This window comes from Formivibrio sp. oc-25, from assembly GCF_055810895.1.
This window is the reverse complement of the sequence record NZ_JBVVOL010000004.1, coordinates 199,708-217,051: the sequence shown is the minus strand read 5'-3', so window position 1 is coordinate 217,051 and position 17,344 is coordinate 199,708. Positions and strand designations below refer to the sequence as shown.

The window sequence follows — 17,344 nt, the reverse complement described above, 5'->3', positions numbered from 1 at the left end:
GAAGATGCGCTCAAGAAAGGCATGGAAGCCAAGTCGATCGAGTTCGTGCAGAAGGGGGCCGAGGTGTATCACAAGGCATAATTGTGAATTGCTCCGGTAAAACATCCAGGCGGCACGGGCAAACCGTGCCGTTTTTCATTCGGGAGAATCTGCATGTATCCGTTCTATCTTCTGCTGGCCCTGACCATCGGCTTGGTCGTGCCGTTGCAATCTGCAATCAATAACCAGCTGAAAGCGTTGATCGGCGGCAGCACCACGCTCGCGGCATTGGTTTCCTTTGCAGTGGGCACCTTCGCCCTGGCGCTGGCCGCCTTGCTGACCCAACAAAAATGGAGTGATCTGGCCGGTTTGTCGCAGGTGAACTGGTGGCATCTGACCGGGGGAATGATGGGCGCCCTATTCGTGTTCGGCACCACGCTGCTTGCACCGCGCCTGGGTGTGGTTGTGATGCTGGCACTGATCATCTGCGGCCAAATTCTGGCTTCGCTGCTGTTCGACCGTTTTGGCTGGCTGGGCTTGCCGATGCGCGAGTTGTCCATGCCACGCATGATCGGTGCAGCCATGGTCGTAGCCGGGGTATTGCTGGTCAATTTTGGCGATCGTTTGCGTTGATATAGGTGAACAGGGTTTCAATCGGACCTGCGACAAACCGGATTTCAATCCTGCAGATTGCTTTTGGAACTGCAACCCAAGCACCAGGTCTGACGTGCATACCCCCTGGGAGCCTTCGCCATGAAGCCGTTTTTATGTTCCACGCTATTTCTGGCATTGAGCAGCACTGTTATTTGGGCCGACGAATCGACCAGCATGCGCTGCGATGCCATGGTGGTTGCCACACCTTCGCCGGTGCTGCAGGCACGCAGCGTGGTGAAGGGGCTGAACAATCCGTGGGGACTCGCATTCCTGCCCGACGGCAGGATGCTGGTTACCGAGCGCAGCGGGCAGTTGCGACTGGCCGATAGCAACGGTAGCGTATCCAAACCGTTTGGAGGCGTCCCTGCAGTACACGCCCAAGACCAGGGCGGTTTGCTCGATATCGCGCTTGATCCGGATTTCGCCGCCAACCAGCGCATCTACCTGAGTTATGCCGAATCGGGCTCTGGCAATACCTCCGGTACGGCCGTATTTCGCGCCAGACTCGATCTGGCCAACCTCTCCCTGCACGATGGTACGGTGATTTTCCGGCAATCGCCCAAGACTAGCGGCAACGGCCATTACGGTTCCCGTCTGGTGTTTGGCCGGGATAGCCTGCTGTTTGTTACCTTGGGCGAACGTCAGAAATTCGACCCGGCACAAGATGGCGCCGCGCATCTGGGCAAGGTCGTACGCATCCGCAGTGATGGCAACATTCCACCTGACAATCCCTTCGCCAAAACTTCTGGCGTGCTGCCGCAAATCTGGAGTCTGGGTCACCGCAACCCGCAAGGCGCAGCGCTGCATCCGCAGACCGGGCAATTGTGGGTCAGCGAGCATGGTGCCATGGGTGGCGACGAAATCAACATCGCGCGAGCCGGCAAGAATTATGGCTGGCCGATCATCAGCTACGGTCGACACTACGGCGGTGGCAAGATCGGCGAAGGCAGCAGCAAATCCGGCATTGAGCAACCGGCCTGCTATTGGGATCCGAGCATCGCACCCGGCAATATGACCTTTTATACCGGGCAACGCATCCCGCAATGGCAGGGCAGCCTGTTTGTAACAGCGCTGAAGGACCAGATGCTGGTACGTCTGACGCTGGACGGCAATCGCATTACTGGCCATGAAAAATTGCTGACCAACATCGGCAAACGCCTGCGCGATGTGCGGGTCGGGCCGGATGGCTGGCTCTACCTGCTGACCGATGAGCGCGACGGGGAGATTTTGCGGGTCAGCGCGGCTGAGAGATAAAGCATCATGTCGGGTTGAAACCCGACCTAATTAAGTTGCAAGCTGGGATGGTCACGCATCGGTTTGTCGAGGTAATACCCCTGAACCTGATCGATGCCGATTTCCACCAGCATGTCGAAGATCTGCTGGTTTTCCACGAACTCGGCAATCGTCACCTTGCCCATGTCGCGCGCCATCGCCACCATGCCGCGCACGAACACCTGACTGTCGTGATCGGTGGGCAGGTCGCGAATGAAAAGTCCATCGATTTTCAGTACATCGGCCTTCAGTTGTTTCAGATAGGCAAACGAGGCAAAACCGGTTCCGAAATCGTCCAGGCAGACGGTGCAGCCGGTTGCGCGCAAGGCATCGATAAAGCGCTGGGCATCGCGCATGTCCGATACCGCCGCGGTTTCGGTCAACTCGACCAGCAGGCGCTCGGGCGCCACGCGATGGGTCGCCAGCAGGCGGCTGATATAGTCCGGCAGATCCGGCTCGTCAAACGAGCGGCCGGAAATATTCAGCGCAATCGATGGAATGTCGCTGCGCCGGCCCAAGAGTTCGATCACGTTTCGCAACACCCAGCGATCGATATCGATGATCTTGCCCGTGGTTTCGGCATGCGAAATGAACTGGCCCGGCATGATCACCCCTGATCCATTGTGCGGGTCCTTCATGCGGATAAGTGCTTCAAGATGAGCCAGGCTGCGATCATGCGTGTGATAGATGCCCTGGAAGTGCAGCTCGAAGCCATCACAGGCCAGCGCTTCGACAATACGATCCTTCCAGGACAGGCGGGTGAGCGTTTCGCGTGAAAGGTCGGAATCCGGCCGATAGACACGCCAGGTGGATTTGCCAGCCGCCTTGGCCTGGTACATGGCCGAATCGGCATGCGCCACCAGTTCCTGGGCATTGGTGGCGTGCAGGGGATAAATGGCCACACCCACGCTGGTGGAAGGATGCAAGACCTGGCCATTGGTCTCGAATTCGATCGCGCCAATCGTGGCCACAATACGCTCGGCCAGCCGGCTGACCTCGAACTCATTGCAATCGGGCACCAGTACGGAAAATTCGTCCCCCCCCAGGCGCGCCAGCACTTCATGGCGGCGCACCTGCTTGCCGACTTCACGTGCAATCGACTGCAGCAGCAAATCCCCCACGCCATGCCCGAATGTATCGTTCACATGCTTGAATTCATCCAGATCGAAGAACAACAGCGCCATGGTGTTCTGGCGCCGGCTGCAATCCGACACCATGCGCTCCAGCTCCTGCTGGAACCGGTGCCGGTTATAAAGACCGGTCAGGGCATCGCGCTCGGCCAGACTGATCATGTGTTCGGCCAGTTGGCGCTGCTGCGTCACGTCTTCATAGATCCACATGTGTCCGTTGACGGCACCCTGCGCATCGGTCACGCCGTAGCAGTACTGATTGATGATGCGACTGTCGCTCATCACGATCTCGCCGTAATCGGAGCGACCTTCCAGCATGGCGGTTTCTTCCATGCGCGGAATGATTGCCTGGGTACGCTCCGGCCGGTTGTCCGCCTGCTGCAACACCTGTCCAACCGGACGTCCGGCCAGCGACAATGCGCGCGAGATTCCCCACAGATCGCAGAAAGCCGGGTTATGGAAGACCACGCGATTTTCACTGTCGACAAACAGCACACCGAATTTCATGGCATTCAACAGCGCAGTCAGACGTGCCCGCTCGGATTCGGCGCGGGTGAGGTAGCTTTGTCCGAGCGCCTGCATCTGGCGCAATTCCACCACAGCCTTGCGCAGGGCCAGGCGATCATCTTTCAATTCCGAGTTGTCGCGCAGGCTGGCACGCAAGCCCAGATAGTTGCCGTGCTTGTCGAACAGTGGTTGCCAGGCAGCAGCGGCCCAGAATGCCGAACCATCGCGGCGCTGGGCGCGAAACTCGAAATCCTGCGTGCTGGTGCGGTGCGTCAGAGCTGTTTCAATCGCTTCGGCCAGACGATCACGGTCTTCCGCCATCGCCAGTACCAGCGGGAAATCAGTCAGCAACATGCACTCATTGACGGAATATCCGGTCAGTCGCGTGATCGAGGCATTGACCCACACCAGTCGTCCTTCCGGATTCAGCCAAAGCTCGGCTCCGTAGGAGTAATCGGCAATGATGTGAAACTTCTCTTCACTGCGCGACAAAGCCTGCACCCGCTCCTTGATCGAGCGCACCATCTCGTTGAAACGCTCGGCAAGACGCGCCACTTCATCCGAACTGGCCGGCACCGGCAGTTCTTCATAGTCCCCGGCCAGCGTACGCTCGGCTGACTCGATCAGGCGATACAGGTGCCGCGTCAACCAGATACCGACGATCAGCATCAGCAATACCGACACGCCCAGGCCAAGCAGCAAGGTCAGCGAATTCTGCCAGATCAGCCTGCTGATGCCCGCGTGCATGATATCGGTCGAGACACCGAAATGCAGGGTAGCCAGCACATCGCCCCCGAGCGTGACCGGGGCAATGGTGTTGATCAGGGAACCAATGCGATGGCTGCCTTCAAGATCATCCGGTTCGGGCAAGGGCCGGGCAATATCCCAACCGCGCGCGGCAATGATGCGCCCGCCGGGCTCCTGCAATACCAGGTAATCAATGCCTGCGGGAGTTCGGATGCTGTCGAGCAGATCCGCCGCGCGTGCCCAGTCGCCGTTCAGCAGCGGCGCGGCAAATGCAGCGCTGAGCAAACGCGAGAGTTCGGTGATGCGTATTTCGGTGGAACGCAATGCCATGTCGTTCCAGATACGCGTGGTATTGAACAGCAGCGCAACCAGCACCGCACTCTGTACCAGGATACTGGCCACGATCAGGCGCGTACGCAGCGACTGCAAAAACGGCATTCTCAGCATGGATGTTGGCTTCCCAATCCGGGACAAGTTTTATAGTGCCGGGTTCATGATTACCCAGTCTTTATAGCTGCTACCGCGCTGCATTGTGCCTTAAGCCGCCGGCCGCGCAAACCTTCCGGCCAATCCGACGTGTTTGTCGACAACAACAAGCTTGCTTTTTCCTGGCGTATGCGTAATAACTTCGTCACTTTCTTTACAACCAGCCCAAAGGAACTCGCATGACCCGCCTTGCCTTGCTGAAAAATCACGCCAGCATGTTTGCGCTGACCACCTGTCTGTTCGCCACATCGGCCCTGGCCAACGAAACCCCCACCATCAAATGGCGCCTGGCTTCGAGCTTCCCCAAGAATCTGGACATCCTGTACGGCAGCGCGGAAAACTTTACCAAGCGCGTATCCGATCTTACCGATGGCAAATTCCAGATCCGGGTATTCGCAGCCGGCGAAATCGTTCCCGGCCTGCAGGTACTCGATGCCGTGCAGAACAATACAGTGGAAATCGGCCAGACTGCCAGCTACTACTATACCGGCAAGAACAAGGCCTTTGCCTTTGATACCGCCATGCCGTTCGGCCTGACCGCACGCCAGCAGAATGCCTGGCTCTACAGTGGTGGCGGCTTGAAGCTGATGCGTGAATTCTTCAAGGATTACAACATCATCAATTTCCCGGCCGGTAATACCGGCACCCAGATGGGTGGCTGGTACCGCATGGAAATCAAGTCGCTGGCTGACCTGAAGGGCAAGAAGCTGCGCATTCCGGGCATGGGCGGCGAGATCATGGCCAAGCTGGGTGCCGTGCCGCAATCACTCGCCGGTGCCGATATCTATCCGGCGCTGGAAAAAGGCACCATTGATGCAACCGAGTGGGTCGGCCCGTATGATGATGAAAAGCTCGGCTTCTCCAAAGTGGCCAAGTTTTATTACTACCCCGGTTTCTGGGAGCCGTCGGCCATGCTGTCGATCTACGTAAACCATAACGAATGGAACAAACTGCCCAAGTCCTATCAGACTGCGATTGAAGTCGCCGCCGCGGAAGCCAACGTAACCATGCAGGCCGATTACGATGCCAAGAGCCCGGAAGCGCTGGCGAAAATCCTGAAGCAGGGGGTGAAGGTAAAACGCTATCCGAAGGATGTGATGGATGCCGCACAAAAGGCCGCGTTCGCCATGTACGAGGAAGAAGCGGCCAAAAATCCGAAATTCAAGCGCATCTATGTGGAATGGAAGAAATTCCGCGATCAGGAAAACAGCTGGTTCCGTCTGGCTGAATCGGCCATGCAGGAAGCAACTATCGGCCGTTAATGCTTGTTGCACCGTTTGAAGCCCGGCCCCAAGGGCTGATGCCGCTCACTTACGCATCGATTAGCCCTCTCCCCCAACCCCTCTCCCGCAAGCGAGCGAGGGGAGTATTGGCCAAATCACCGATCGTGCTCCCTCTACCGCGTGCGGGAGAGGGTTGGGGAGAGGGTAAACGGCCAAAATCACTTAAGTTGAATATGATTCCTTGGGGTCGGGTTTTAACCCGGCTGGTTGCCCTTATTCAATCTGATCAAGCAGATTGGAAACATCTTCCGACTTCATGCCCGCCTCGGAACCCGCCTGACCCGCCAATGCTGCATCATCGTGCAGCACCACCTGCGGGAACAGCATCAAGACGGCAACCATCACTATTTGCAGGATGATGAAAGGCACAATTCCCCGGTAGATATCGCGGGTCGTGACCGATTCCGGTGCCACGCTGCGCAGATAGAACAGCGAAAAGCCGAATGGCGGCGTCAGGAAGGAAGTCTGCATGGTCATCGACACCATGACACCGAACCAGACCATGTCGATTCCCAGCTTGTGTGCCACCGGCACCAGCAGCGGGATCAGGATATAGACGATCTCAAAGAAATCGATGAAGCAGCCGAGAATGAATACCAGCAGATTCACCACCAGCAGGTAGCCCCACACGCCACCGGGCACCAGCTTGAACAGTCCCTCCACCCACAGATCGCCATCCACCGCACGGAATACCAGCGCAAAGATCGTCGACCCGATCAGTACGAACACCACAAACGTAGTCAGTCGAGTCGTATCATCCAGCGCCTGCTTCAGCAGGTGCCGATCCAGCCGACGGCGCAGAAATGCCAGCACCAGCGCACCAGTCGCCCCCATGGCACCGCCTTCGGTCGGCGTGGCGATGCCAAGGAAAATCGTCCCCAGCACCAGGAAAATCAGCGCAAGCGGCGGCACCAATGTCTTGAGTGCATGCAGGTACAACGCCGTGCCGTGCTCGCGCCGGGCCTCCTCCGGGATTGCCGGCACAGCCGAAGGTTTGACAATGCTGACCAGAAAGATCGCAAGCACGAACAAAGCTACCAGCATGGCCGAGGGCAACAACGCACCCTTGTACATGTCGCTGATCGGCACACCGATCACGTCGCCCATCACGATCAGCACCAGCGAGGGCGGAATGATCTGGGCGAGTGTACCGGCCGCGCAAATCGTGCCGCACGCCAGCGATTTGGAATAACCGTAGCGCAGCATGATCGGCAGCGAGATCAGACCCATGGCGATCACGGAAGCCGCGACGACCCCGGTCGTGGCCGCCAGCAAGGCGCCCACCAGAATCACGGCGTAGGCAATGCCACCGCGCACCTTGCCGAACAATTGACCGATGGTATCGAGCAGGTCTTCGGCCATGCCGCTCTTTTCCAGCAAAATGCCCATGAAGGTAAAGAACGGAATCGCCAGCAGCATATCGTTACGCATGATGCCGAAGATGCGCTCAGGCAAGGCCTGCAGCAATTCTGGCTTGAGCAGATCCATGCCGATACCGATCATGCCGAACATCAAGCCATTGGCGCCGAGCGCAAATGCCACCGGATAGCCAAGCAACAGGAACAGGACCAGACCGCAGAACATGAGCGGCGCCATCAGTTCGATCATCATGGCTGATCCTCCGCGGCGACCACGTCATGATCAAACGGATCACTGATCAGGCCATTGAGAAAGGCCATGCGTTTGCAGATTTCGGCCAGCCCCTGCAGCAACAGCAAGGCGAATCCGATCGGCAGCAGCAGTTTTACCGGCCAGCGCACCAGGCCACCGGCATCGGATGACATTTCGCCCTCGAGCCAGGACGTCATGAAAAACGGCCATGCCATGTACAGCACCAGGCCGGTCATCGGCAGCAGAAAGATCAGCGTGCCAAAGATATCGATCCAGGCACGTGCGCGTTCGGAAAGGCGTGCAGACAGCACGTCGACCCGCACATGAGCGTTGCGGGACAGGGTATAACCGGCACCCAGCAGGAAAACGGCGGAGAACAGATACCACTGGATTTCCAGAAATGCATTGGAGCTGATATCCAGCGTCTTGCGCACCACTGCATTGCTGCTGCTGATCAGCACCAGCGCCAGAATCAGCCAGTAAATCAGATGCCCGATCCAGCCACTCAACCGGTCGACGCCCCTGGCAAATGCCAAAAGTGCTCGCACGTTACCCCCCTTTGTCATGTCAGATTCAATAATTATTTTGAGTGCCGAATGATACCGGAAACACCCTATTGACGCAGTGGCAATACCCACGCCAATTCCGGCCGGCAAGCAGATCTTGTTTGTAAGGGATGTGCGCTGCACATAGAATGCCTCGGATATTCGAAGCGGAACCCACGGACCATGAAAATGCTGTTGATGTCGATTGCTCGCCTTGCGCTGAAAATCCTGTTCCGGGTTGAGGTGCGCGGCGACTGGCCCGCCAAACTGCCGGAACGGCTCCTGATCGTTGCCAATCACGAATCATTTCTGGATGGCATGCTGCTGGCCCTGTTCCTGCCGGGCAGGCCCGTGTTCGTGGTTCACACCTGGGTGGCCGAGCATGGTTTTTTCCGGCATCTGCTGAAGTTTGTCGATTACCTTGCGGTCGACCCGATCAGCCCGATGGCCATCAAGCATGTGGTGAAGGTGGTCGAAAGCGGGCGACCGGTAGTGATCTTTCCGGAAGGGCGTATCACGGTCACCGGTTCGCTCATGAAGGTCTACGACGGTCCGGCCTTCATCGCGGCGCATACCGGCGCCGCCATCCTGCCGATCCGGCTGGAAGGCCCGCGACTCAGCTATTTCAGCCGCATGGGCAGCCAGTATCCGCGCCACTTCCTGCCCAAGGTGCGACTGATCGTGATGCCGCTGGAAAAAATCGAGGTTGCGCATCATGGCACGGCGCATGAGCGGCGCCACCAGGCCGGCGAAGCCTTGCGCAAGATCATGCAGCACATGCTGTTCGCTTCCTGCCCGATCGGCACGCTGTTTGAAGCCCTGCTCGACGCCATTGCCGTGTGGGGACGCAGCTATCGCCTGGCCGAGGACATGCGCCGGGTCGAGCATTCCTACGGCGAGATCCTGAAAATGGTGCTGGCGCTGGGCCGGCTCAGCTCACGCCTGGCGCCAGAAGGCGCGCGCATCGGCTTGCTGCTGCCCAATGTCGTGCCCACGCTGGCATTGATACTCGGGATTACCGCTGTGCGCCGCGTGCCGGCCATGCTCAACTACACCGCCGGCCTGTCCGGCATGGAATCGGCCTGCATTGCCGCCGAAGTGCGCGTGGTCATCACCTCGCGCGCCTTCGCAGAAGCGGCCCATCTGCAGGATGCCATCGCCGGACTGGGTGCGACCAGGCGCGTGGTCTATCTGGAGGACTTGCGCAGCCAGTTCACCCCCTTGGACAAGTTGTGGCTGCTGGCGGCGCTGCTGGCCCCGCGATGGATGCTGCCGCAAGCCGACCCGCAGGATGAAGCGGTAACCCTGTTCACCTCCGGTTCGGAAGGCACACCCAAGGGTGTCGTGCTCAGCCATCACAACCTGCTGTCGAATCTGGCGCAGATCCGCTCGGTGATCGCATTTACGGCAAGCGACAAATTCCTGAGCGCGCTGCCGCTGTTCCACTCTTTTGGCCTGACGGCCGGTGGACTGTTGCCGCTGCTGACCGGCACACGGCTGTTTCTCTACCCCTCGCCGCTGCATTACCGTGTGATTCCCGAAGTGGCCTACGATCGCGATTGCACCATCCTGTTCGGCACCAGCACGTTCCTGGGCAATTATGCCAAGCACGCGCACCCTTACGATTTTTACCGCCTGCACTATGTCGTGGCCGGGGCCGAGCGACTGTCGCCGGCAGTACGCGAACTCTGGTTCGAGAAATTCGGCATCCGCATCCTGGAAGGCTACGGCACGACCGAAACGGCGCCGGTACTGGCAGTCAATACGCCCATGGCCTATCGCAGCGGCACGGTCGGCCAGTTCATGCCGGGCATCGATTACTGGCTGGAGCCGGTTTCCGGTGTCGCCGAAGGCGGCATCCTGCACGTGCGCGGCCCCAACGTCATGCTGGGCTATCTGCGTGTCGAGCGCCCCGGTGTGCTGGAGCGCACGCTCTCGGCGCGTGGCGAGGGCTGGTACTGCACGGGCGATATCGTGACGATCGGCGAAGACGGCTTCATCACGATCAAGGGCCGGCTCAAGCGCTTTGCCAAGATCGCGGGCGAGATGATTTCGCTGGAAGTGGTGGAAAAACTGGCCCAGCTCACCGATGCCAGCGGCCAGCATGCCGCCAGCAGCCGCATCGATGAAATGAAGGGCGAAGCACTGATCCTGTTCACGACGGGCAAAAACCTGACGCTCGAACGCCTGCAGGAAACCGCCCGCCAGCACAAGTTGCCGATGCTGGCCGTGCCGCGCGATATCCGCGTGGTGCCGGCTCTGCCATTGCTGGGTTCGGGCAAGGTCGATTACGTCACGCTCAAAAGCTGGGCAAGCCAACCGGCAGCCACGACTGGAGAGGCCTGACATGCAGCCCGTGATCAAGGAACGCGAAGACCGTCTGTTCACGCCCGCCTTGCTGGCGGTGCTGGCCGCGCAGTTCCTGTCTGCCTTGGCCGACAATGCCCTGCTGATTGCCGCCATCCTGCTGGTCAAAAAACTGAGCGGGACGGACGAGTGGGTGCCCTGGCTGCAGGCAAGCTTTGTGCTGCCTTATATCGTGCTGGCGGCTGTGCTCGGCCCGTTTGCCGACAGCCTGCCCAAAGGCCGGGTCATGCTGATCGCCAATAGCATCAAGGTCGTTGCCGGACTGGCGATGACTGGCACGTTGCTGCTGGCTGCCCCGCCCGCCTGGCTGCCGCTGCTGGCCTATGCACTGGCCGGCGTCGGCGCGGCCATCTACTCGCCCGCCAAGTATGGCATCCTGACCCAACTGTGCGGACCGGCACTGCTGGTCAAGGCCAACGGCGCCATGGAAGGCTCGACCATCGTCGCCATCCTGCTCGGTGTGCTGGCAGGCGGCTGGCTGGCCGATCATTCCCTGAATACCGCGCTATGGGTGATTGCCGCCTGTTACACCGCAGCAACGCTGCTTACACTGCTGATACCCAAACTGCCGCCAGAGCATCCGCTTGAGCATCTGCATCCGGCCCGGCTGATGCGCGATTTCCTGCAGGCATTGACCACACTGTTCCGCGATCCATGGGCAAGGTTGTCCCTGCTGGGTACCAGCCTGTTCTGGGGCAGCGGGGCTACGCTGCGCCTGCTGCTGTTTGCCTGGGTGCCGTTCGCACTCGGCCAGCACGATGCCCAGACACCCGCCAACCTGATGGGCGCAGTATCGATCGGCATCGTCATCGGCGCCGTGCTGGCGGCAAAGCTGGTATCGCTGCAAACGGTCGGGCGCGCCCTGCTGGGCGGGCTGATTCTGGGCATGCCAGTGCTGGCACTGGCCGGCATGGGCGATTTCATCAGTGCCGCTGCCGTGTTGGTGGTCATGGGTGCGGCAGGTGGCTTTTTCGTGGTACCGCTCAATGCCATCCTGCAGGAACGCGGCCACCATTCGGTCGGAGCCGGACATGCGATTGCCGTACAAAATTTCTGCGAAAACCTGCTGATGTTCGTGATGGCCAGCCTGTACGGGATTGCCGGCAAGCTGTTCAACCCCAATCAGACCGTAGCCGGTTTCGGCCTGTTGCTGCTGGTGGCGATGACGCTGCTGTTTCTGCTGCGGCCGCGTCAGGGCAGCTGAAACAAGGGGACCAGCCCGGCGTCAACGCACCACGACCGCAGTCAGATTTCTCTGGCCAAGCAGCTGTTCGGCCTCGGCCAGCGCCAGTGCGCGATCGGCAAATGGCCCCAGACGCACTCGGTACACGGCACCCGCGGGCTCGATCAGCAACCTGGCTGCGCGTGTTTCATCGAGCTCGCGCATCAGATGCGCGCGGAAATTCTCGGCATTGCTGCGCGTCCCAAACGCCCCAAACTGCAGGAAGAAACCGCCAGGCGCGGCCGCAATGGTCTCGCCCACGGCTGCTGCGGGTTGGGTAGGCGGCAGGGCATTTCCCTGCACCGCAGCCGGCAGGGCGAGGGTTTGCACTTCTACATTGGCAGGTTCAGCGACGGCAACGCTGACAGCAGCAGGTTCCTGCGCACCAGGCAGCAGGCTGACCACTTCCACTTCAGTACTGCCCTGCATGGCGTAATCGAGACGGCAGGCGGCCAGAAAGGAAAGATCGATCACACGCCCCTTGAGGAACGGGCCGCGGTCATTGATGCGTACGACCACACTGCGACCGTTTTTCAGGCTGGTCACCCGGGCGTAGCTCGGGATCGGTAGGGTCGGGTGCGCTGCTGTCATCTGGAACATATCATAGACTTCGCCGCTGGAAGTCTTCTGGCCATGAAACTTGCGGCCATACCACGATGCAATGCCCTGCTCTTTCAGTACGCCGATTTGCGTGATCGGGGTAAAACTCAGGCCCAATACGCTATAGGGATTGTTGGCCCAGCGGTGCAGGGGTTCGGTCCGTGGCAAGGGTTCCAGCACCTGATCCAGCCCGGCCGGCAACTCCAGCGGGCCATCATCCTTGTAGAAACCGCCGCGCGATTGCACCAGCGGGGAATAATTGCAGGCGTAGGGTGAAGGCTTGCCCGGTTGCGGTGCAGCCGTTACAGGCGGCACGGACACAGAGGGCGATGGACTGCGAGGTGCGGTACTGCATCCTGCCAATGCAAGCAGACCCGCCAGGCAGGCCAGTCTTGTCCCAGTGCTGCGATCCATCTGCATGGGTCTACTCCTTGATCAGGGTACGATCCTTGTTGATGCTCATCAGGATACCGAATCCGGCCAGCAATGACACCATGGCCGTGCCCCCATAGGAAAACAGCGGCAAGGGCACACCGACCACCGGCAACACGCCGGACACCATGCCCATGTTGACTGCGGCATAGGTAAAGAAAGTCATGGCTATCGACCCGGCCAGCAATCGTCCAAACAGGGTGGAGGATTTGCTGGCAATCATCAGGCCGCGGCCGATCACCAGCAGGTACAGGCACAGCAGGATGCCATTGCCCAACAGACCGAACTCCTCGCCCAGCACGGCAAAGATGAAGTCGGTGGTGCGCTCGGGAATGAAATCCAGATGTGTTTGCGTGCCGTTGAGCCAGCCGCGCCCCAGCAGCCCGCCCGAGCCGATCGCAACCGTTCCCTGGATGATGTGATAACCGGCACCGAGCGGATCCTCACTCGGGTCAAGCATGGTGGCAATGCGCTGGCACTGGTACTCATGCAGGATGTTGTTGCAGATATCCCAATCCAGCACGGCATAAACCAGCGCAGCCCCGACCAGGGCCATGGCCGCGATCAGCTTCCAGGAAAGGCCGGCAAAATACAGTACATAGAACCCGGCCGCTGCCACCATCAAGGCGGTACCGAGATCCGGCTGGCGCAGGATCAGGGCGACCGGCACCCCCATCAGCAGGGCTGCCACCAGAAAGTTCTTCCAGCGCAGGCTGGCTTCGTGCAGATGGAAATACCAGGCCAGCATCATCGGCAAGCCGATTTTCATCAATTCGGATGGCTGGATGCGGATGCCGATATCCAGCCAGCGCCGCGCGCCTTTACTGATTTCGCCAAACAGTGCCACCCCCAGCAATAACGCCACCCCCAGCACGTAAACCGGCAAGGCCAGCCGCATCAGTGTCTGTTGCGGAATCGAGGCGATCACCCACATCACGCTGCAGGCCACCGCAAGGTGGGCAAATTTGTTGAACACCCGGTCGAGATCGCGGTTCGAGGCGCTATAGAGCACCAGCACCGAATAGGCAAATACCAGCAGCATGAACAGCAGCAGCCACGGATCAAGATTGCGCAGCAAGCGCCCAAACCAGTACTTAATCATGGGCATGCCCATCCTCATCACCTGCCGACGTGGGTGCAATCTCCGCCGCCGGCGCATTGGGCTTTTTGCCCAACAGGTAGTAATCGAGCACCTGGCGTGCAATCGGCGCCGCAGATTGGGCACCGAAGCCGCCGTTTTCAACCAGCACGGCCAGAGCAATCTTTGGCGCTTCGGCCGGGGCAAAGGCGGTGAACCAGGCGTGATCGCGCAGATGCTTCTTGACCGCGCCTTCAACGTATTTGGCGCCACGCAGGCTGAACACCTGCGCCGTGCCAGTCTTGCCGGCCGAGACATAACCGGCTCCGGCAAAGGCCCGGGCACCCGTACCTTCCTTGTTTACGCCGACCATGGCACGGTGAATGGTGTCGATATTGGCAGCCTTCCACGGCAGTGTCTTGACCGGCTGCGGCTCGATGCGGGTACGTGCACCACTCTTGGCATTTTCGACAAACTGCACCAGGTGCGGCTTGAACATGACGCCGCGATTGGCCAGCGTGGAAGTGGCGTGTGCCAGCTGCAACGGGGTATACGAGTTGTAACCCTGACCGATACCGATGGAAATCGTTTCACCGGCAAACCATTTCTGCTGGGCCGGTTCCTTGAAGCGGCTGCGCTTCCACTCGGGTGAAGGCAACACGCCACTACGCTCGTTTTCCAGATCGATACCGGTCTTCTCGCCCAAGCCCACCGTCGCCATGAACTTGGCGATATTGTCGATGCCCATCTGGTTGGCCAGCGTGTAGTAATAGGTATCGCATGATTCGACAATCGATTTGTACATGTCGACCAGACCATGCCCACCGGGCTTGTCATCGCGGAAGGTATGCCCGGCCAGCGTGTAGAACCCCGGATCGGCATAAACATATGAAGCGCTGCGGAAACCGCCCTCCAGCGCCGCAAGCGCCATGAACGGCTTGAAGGTGGAACCGGGCGGATACTCGCCACGCAAAGCCCGGTTGAGCAACGGTTTATCCGGCGAAGTATTCAGTTCATTCCAGTTTTGCGGATCGATACCATCGACGAACAGGTTGGGATCAAACCCTGGCTTGGAAACAAACGCCAGGATGCCACCGGTCGTCGGATCAATCGCCACCAGCGAACCCTTGTTGTCGCCAAACGCAGCTTCGGCCACCTTCTGCAATTCGATATCGACCGACAGGATCAGATTGGCGCCAGCCTTGGGCGGGGTACGTTTCAAGGTGCGCACCGCCCGCCCGCCGGAATCGATTTCCACCTCTTCGAAACCGGTCATGCCGCGCAGCACATGCTCGTAGTGCTGTTCCAGGCCGATCTTGCCGATGTGGTCGGCACCGCGATAATTGGGCAATTGCCCGCCATCGGTGATGTCTTTCAGGTCGGCATCGTTGATCCGGCCGATATAGCCGATCAGATGCGACCCCACTTCACCCTGCGGGTACTGGCGGATCAGGCGCGCCTTGATTTCAACGCCCGGGAACTTGTAGCTGTGCGCGGCAAAACGCGCTACCTCCTCATCCGACAAACGGATGCGGATAGGCAACGATTCAAAATCACGGGTTTCATCAAGCAGTTTCTTGAAGCGGCGCCTGTCACGCGGCTGGATATCGACAAGTTCGGCCAGACGATTGATTGTGTCTTCCAGTCCTTGGGTCTTGGACGGCGTGATTTCCAGGGTATACGCAGCGAAATTGTGCGCCAGCACCACGCCATTGCGATCCAGGATTAGACCACGCGGCGGCTGCACCGGCACCAGCGAGATGCGGTTCTGTTCGGCCTGGGTGCGGTATTCGTCATGCTTGACCACCTGCAACCAGAAAAAACGCGTGAACAGCAGACCAAATGCCACCACGATAAACAGCAGTGCCACAGCAACGCGCAGCAGGAAGGCATAGCGCATCTGCTGCGTATTGTTGAGCACACTGCCAGCGGCGCGCGAAATGATGCTGGCTGAACTGCCGTACGAGCGAAACAGCTTTCTCATAACTCGTCGCGCACGTCACGGCGTTGATGCAGCAGCATCAGGTTCGACAACGGGGTCCACAGCAAGGCCGTCAACAACGGTCCGACAAAATAACTCCAGCCGGCAACCGTAGCGCCGAGCACCGAACGCACCAACTGCATCAGCAGCTGCGAGAGCAGCAGCAACAACAGCGCCCACAATGCCTGCTGCCAGAACGGTGCCACGGCAATCTGACGCTGCCGCCACAGGGTAAGAAAAGTGATCAGCACGTAGGCCAGCGCATGCTGCCCCAATATCGCGCCATCGCCCACATCCATCAGGATGCCCAGCAGAAAAGCTGTGCCTATGCCGACACGACGCGGTTGATTCAGTGCCCAGTAAATCAGGAACAGCGCCACAAAATCCGGCACGAAATCGGACTGTGCCATCTGCCATGGCAGCAGATTGAGCAGCAAGGCGACCAAAAAAGTGAAAAGTATCAATCCGATGCTGATCGGACGCAGAATCTGGCGGGAAACCGGCATCAGGAACCCTTTCGCACTGATTTGGCGACAGGCACGGAGGCCTGAGCCGGGTACGGCGGCAACGCCGGCACGGCATCGAGCACCAGCACGAACCGGTGCTGTTCGATCCCGGAAACCGGTTCGCAAACGATACGGGCATAGGCGCCCTGGCGATCGACCTGTACCACCCGCGCCACCGGCAAGCCGGCAGGGTACAAACCGCCAATGCCGGATGTCAGCAGCTTGTCGCCTTCCACGATATCGACATTGGGCGAGAGGTTGCGCACTTCCAGCGGCAGGTTGCGCCCCATGCCATACACGACCGCCCGCAGCTGATTGCGCTCGACCACGATCGGCACGAGGTGGCCGCGATCAGTCAGCAGGCGCACCTCGCTGGTTTGAGGTTGTACCCGCACGATCTGCCCGACCAGGCCGGAAGCATCGGCCACGATGCGGCCATCCTGCACGCCCTGACGTTCGCCGCGATTGATGATCAGACGCGCGGAAAACGGATCACGGCCGTTATACAACACCTCGGCCAACTGACTGGCCTGCGGCAGACCGCGCCGTGCCTCATTCAGCTCGACCAGGCGCGCATTCTCGATTTCCAGCTGTTTCAGGCGCATCGCCTGCATGGCGGCCGTGAGCTGCGCATCGTTCAGGCGCTTGTTTTCAGCAAGCAATTCGGTTTGACGGGTGAAGAACTGGCCGGCTTCGCGCACCAGGGTAAACGGCGCGGTGGCCAACCACTGCAGCGGGTAAAGCACGACAGAAACATGCTCGCGCACCCGTCCCAGCATCTGGTAATGGGCATCACCCACCATCAGGGCAAGCGACAGCAGCGAGAAAATCAGCAGGCGGGTAAGCGGCTTGGGCCCCTGCTTGAAAAAGGTGGGCTGGGTGGATTGCATATCAGCGGGAGCATGGGAAGCGGAAAACGGGGAGCCAATCGATTCGCTCCCCGC

General features: G+C 59.6%; 13 protein-coding genes. 5 read left to right on the top strand and 8 right to left on the bottom strand.

Annotated features, from left to right (window positions below; all coding sequences use genetic code 11):
- The first annotated feature begins 153 nt into the window (after nt 1–153).
- Both AC0KVQ_RS04525 and AC0KVQ_RS04520 read left to right on the top strand, forming a co-directional pair.
- Nucleotides 154–612, top strand: coding sequence for a DMT family transporter (locus AC0KVQ_RS04525; RefSeq protein ID WP_473419938.1), 459 nt, complete (start codon nt 154–156; stop codon nt 610–612).
- A 120-nt stretch (nt 613–732) separates the two neighbouring features.
- On the top strand, nt 733–1,887 hold the full coding sequence (locus tag AC0KVQ_RS04520; RefSeq protein WP_473419937.1) for a PQQ-dependent sugar dehydrogenase: 1,155 nt from the start codon (nt 733–735) through the stop codon (nt 1,885–1,887).
- A 26-nt stretch (nt 1,888–1,913) separates the two neighbouring features.
- On the opposite strand, the gene AC0KVQ_RS04515 is transcribed toward AC0KVQ_RS04520, so the two are convergent.
- Nucleotides 1,914–4,736 carry an EAL domain-containing protein gene (locus AC0KVQ_RS04515; RefSeq protein WP_473419936.1) on the bottom strand — a complete coding sequence of 941 codons (2,823 nt, stop codon included), beginning with the start codon at nt 4,734–4,736 and terminating at the stop codon, nt 1,914–1,916.
- Between the two features lie 218 nt (nt 4,737–4,954).
- On the opposite strand from AC0KVQ_RS04515, the gene AC0KVQ_RS04510 reads away from it, so the two are divergent.
- Complete coding sequence (locus tag AC0KVQ_RS04510; protein ID WP_473419935.1) at nt 4,955–6,037, top strand: TRAP transporter substrate-binding protein; 1,083 nt, start codon at nt 4,955–4,957, stop codon at nt 6,035–6,037.
- A 234-nt stretch (nt 6,038–6,271) separates the two neighbouring features.
- Here AC0KVQ_RS04510 and AC0KVQ_RS04505 read toward each other — a convergent pair whose 3' ends face one another.
- Nucleotides 6,272–7,669: a TRAP transporter large permease gene (locus tag AC0KVQ_RS04505; protein WP_473419934.1), complete on the bottom strand. Its 1,398-nt coding sequence runs from the start codon at nt 7,667–7,669 to the stop codon at nt 6,272–6,274.
- The gene (locus AC0KVQ_RS04500) at nt 7,666–8,217 is read right to left on the bottom strand and encodes a TRAP transporter small permease subunit (protein ID WP_473419933.1); all 552 of its coding nucleotides are present in this window, start codon (nt 8,215–8,217) and stop codon (nt 7,666–7,668) included. The genes AC0KVQ_RS04505 and AC0KVQ_RS04500 overlap by 4 nt, the downstream gene beginning before the upstream one ends.
- Before the next feature lie 180 nt (nt 8,218–8,397).
- Between AC0KVQ_RS04500 and aas the strand changes: the two genes are divergently transcribed.
- Nucleotides 8,398–10,560 carry a bifunctional acyl-ACP--phospholipid O-acyltransferase/long-chain-fatty-acid--ACP ligase gene (gene aas, locus AC0KVQ_RS04495; RefSeq protein WP_473419932.1) on the top strand — a complete coding sequence of 721 codons (2,163 nt, stop codon included), beginning with the start codon at nt 8,398–8,400 and terminating at the stop codon, nt 10,558–10,560.
- A gap of 1 nt (nt 10,561) precedes the next feature.
- Nucleotides 10,562–11,785, top strand: coding sequence for a lysophospholipid transporter LplT (gene lplT / locus AC0KVQ_RS04490; protein ID WP_473419931.1), 1,224 nt, complete (start codon nt 10,562–10,564; stop codon nt 11,783–11,785).
- A gap of 21 nt (nt 11,786–11,806) precedes the next feature.
- Here the strand turns inward: lplT and AC0KVQ_RS04485 are convergent, their stop codons facing one another.
- The 5 genes from AC0KVQ_RS04485 to mreC are packed head-to-tail and all read right to left on the bottom strand — an operon-like array spanning nt 11,807 to nt 17,290.
- The gene (locus AC0KVQ_RS04485) at nt 11,807–12,823 is read right to left on the bottom strand and encodes a septal ring lytic transglycosylase RlpA family protein (RefSeq protein ID WP_473419930.1); all 1,017 of its coding nucleotides are present in this window, start codon (nt 12,821–12,823) and stop codon (nt 11,807–11,809) included.
- Nucleotides 12,824–12,827: 4 nt separating this feature from the next.
- Nucleotides 12,828–13,949 (bottom strand): rod shape-determining protein RodA, encoded by a 1,122-nt coding sequence (rodA, locus tag AC0KVQ_RS04480; protein ID WP_473419929.1) that lies wholly within the window; start codon nt 13,947–13,949, stop codon nt 12,828–12,830.
- Entirely contained in the window at nt 13,930–15,897 is a 1,968-nt protein-coding gene (mrdA, locus tag AC0KVQ_RS04475; RefSeq protein WP_473419928.1) for a penicillin-binding protein 2, read from the bottom strand. Before mrdA ends, rodA begins: the two co-directional genes overlap by 20 nt.
- Nucleotides 15,894–16,400 carry a rod shape-determining protein MreD gene (gene mreD / locus AC0KVQ_RS04470; protein WP_473419927.1) on the bottom strand — a complete coding sequence of 169 codons (507 nt, stop codon included), beginning with the start codon at nt 16,398–16,400 and terminating at the stop codon, nt 15,894–15,896. Before mreD ends, mrdA begins: the two co-directional genes overlap by 4 nt.
- Nucleotides 16,400–17,290, bottom strand: a complete 891-nt coding sequence (gene mreC / locus AC0KVQ_RS04465) for a rod shape-determining protein MreC (RefSeq protein WP_473419926.1) — start codon at nt 17,288–17,290, stop codon at nt 16,400–16,402. Before mreC ends, mreD begins: the two co-directional genes overlap by 1 nt.
- Nucleotides 17,291–17,344: the final 54 nt, after the last annotated feature.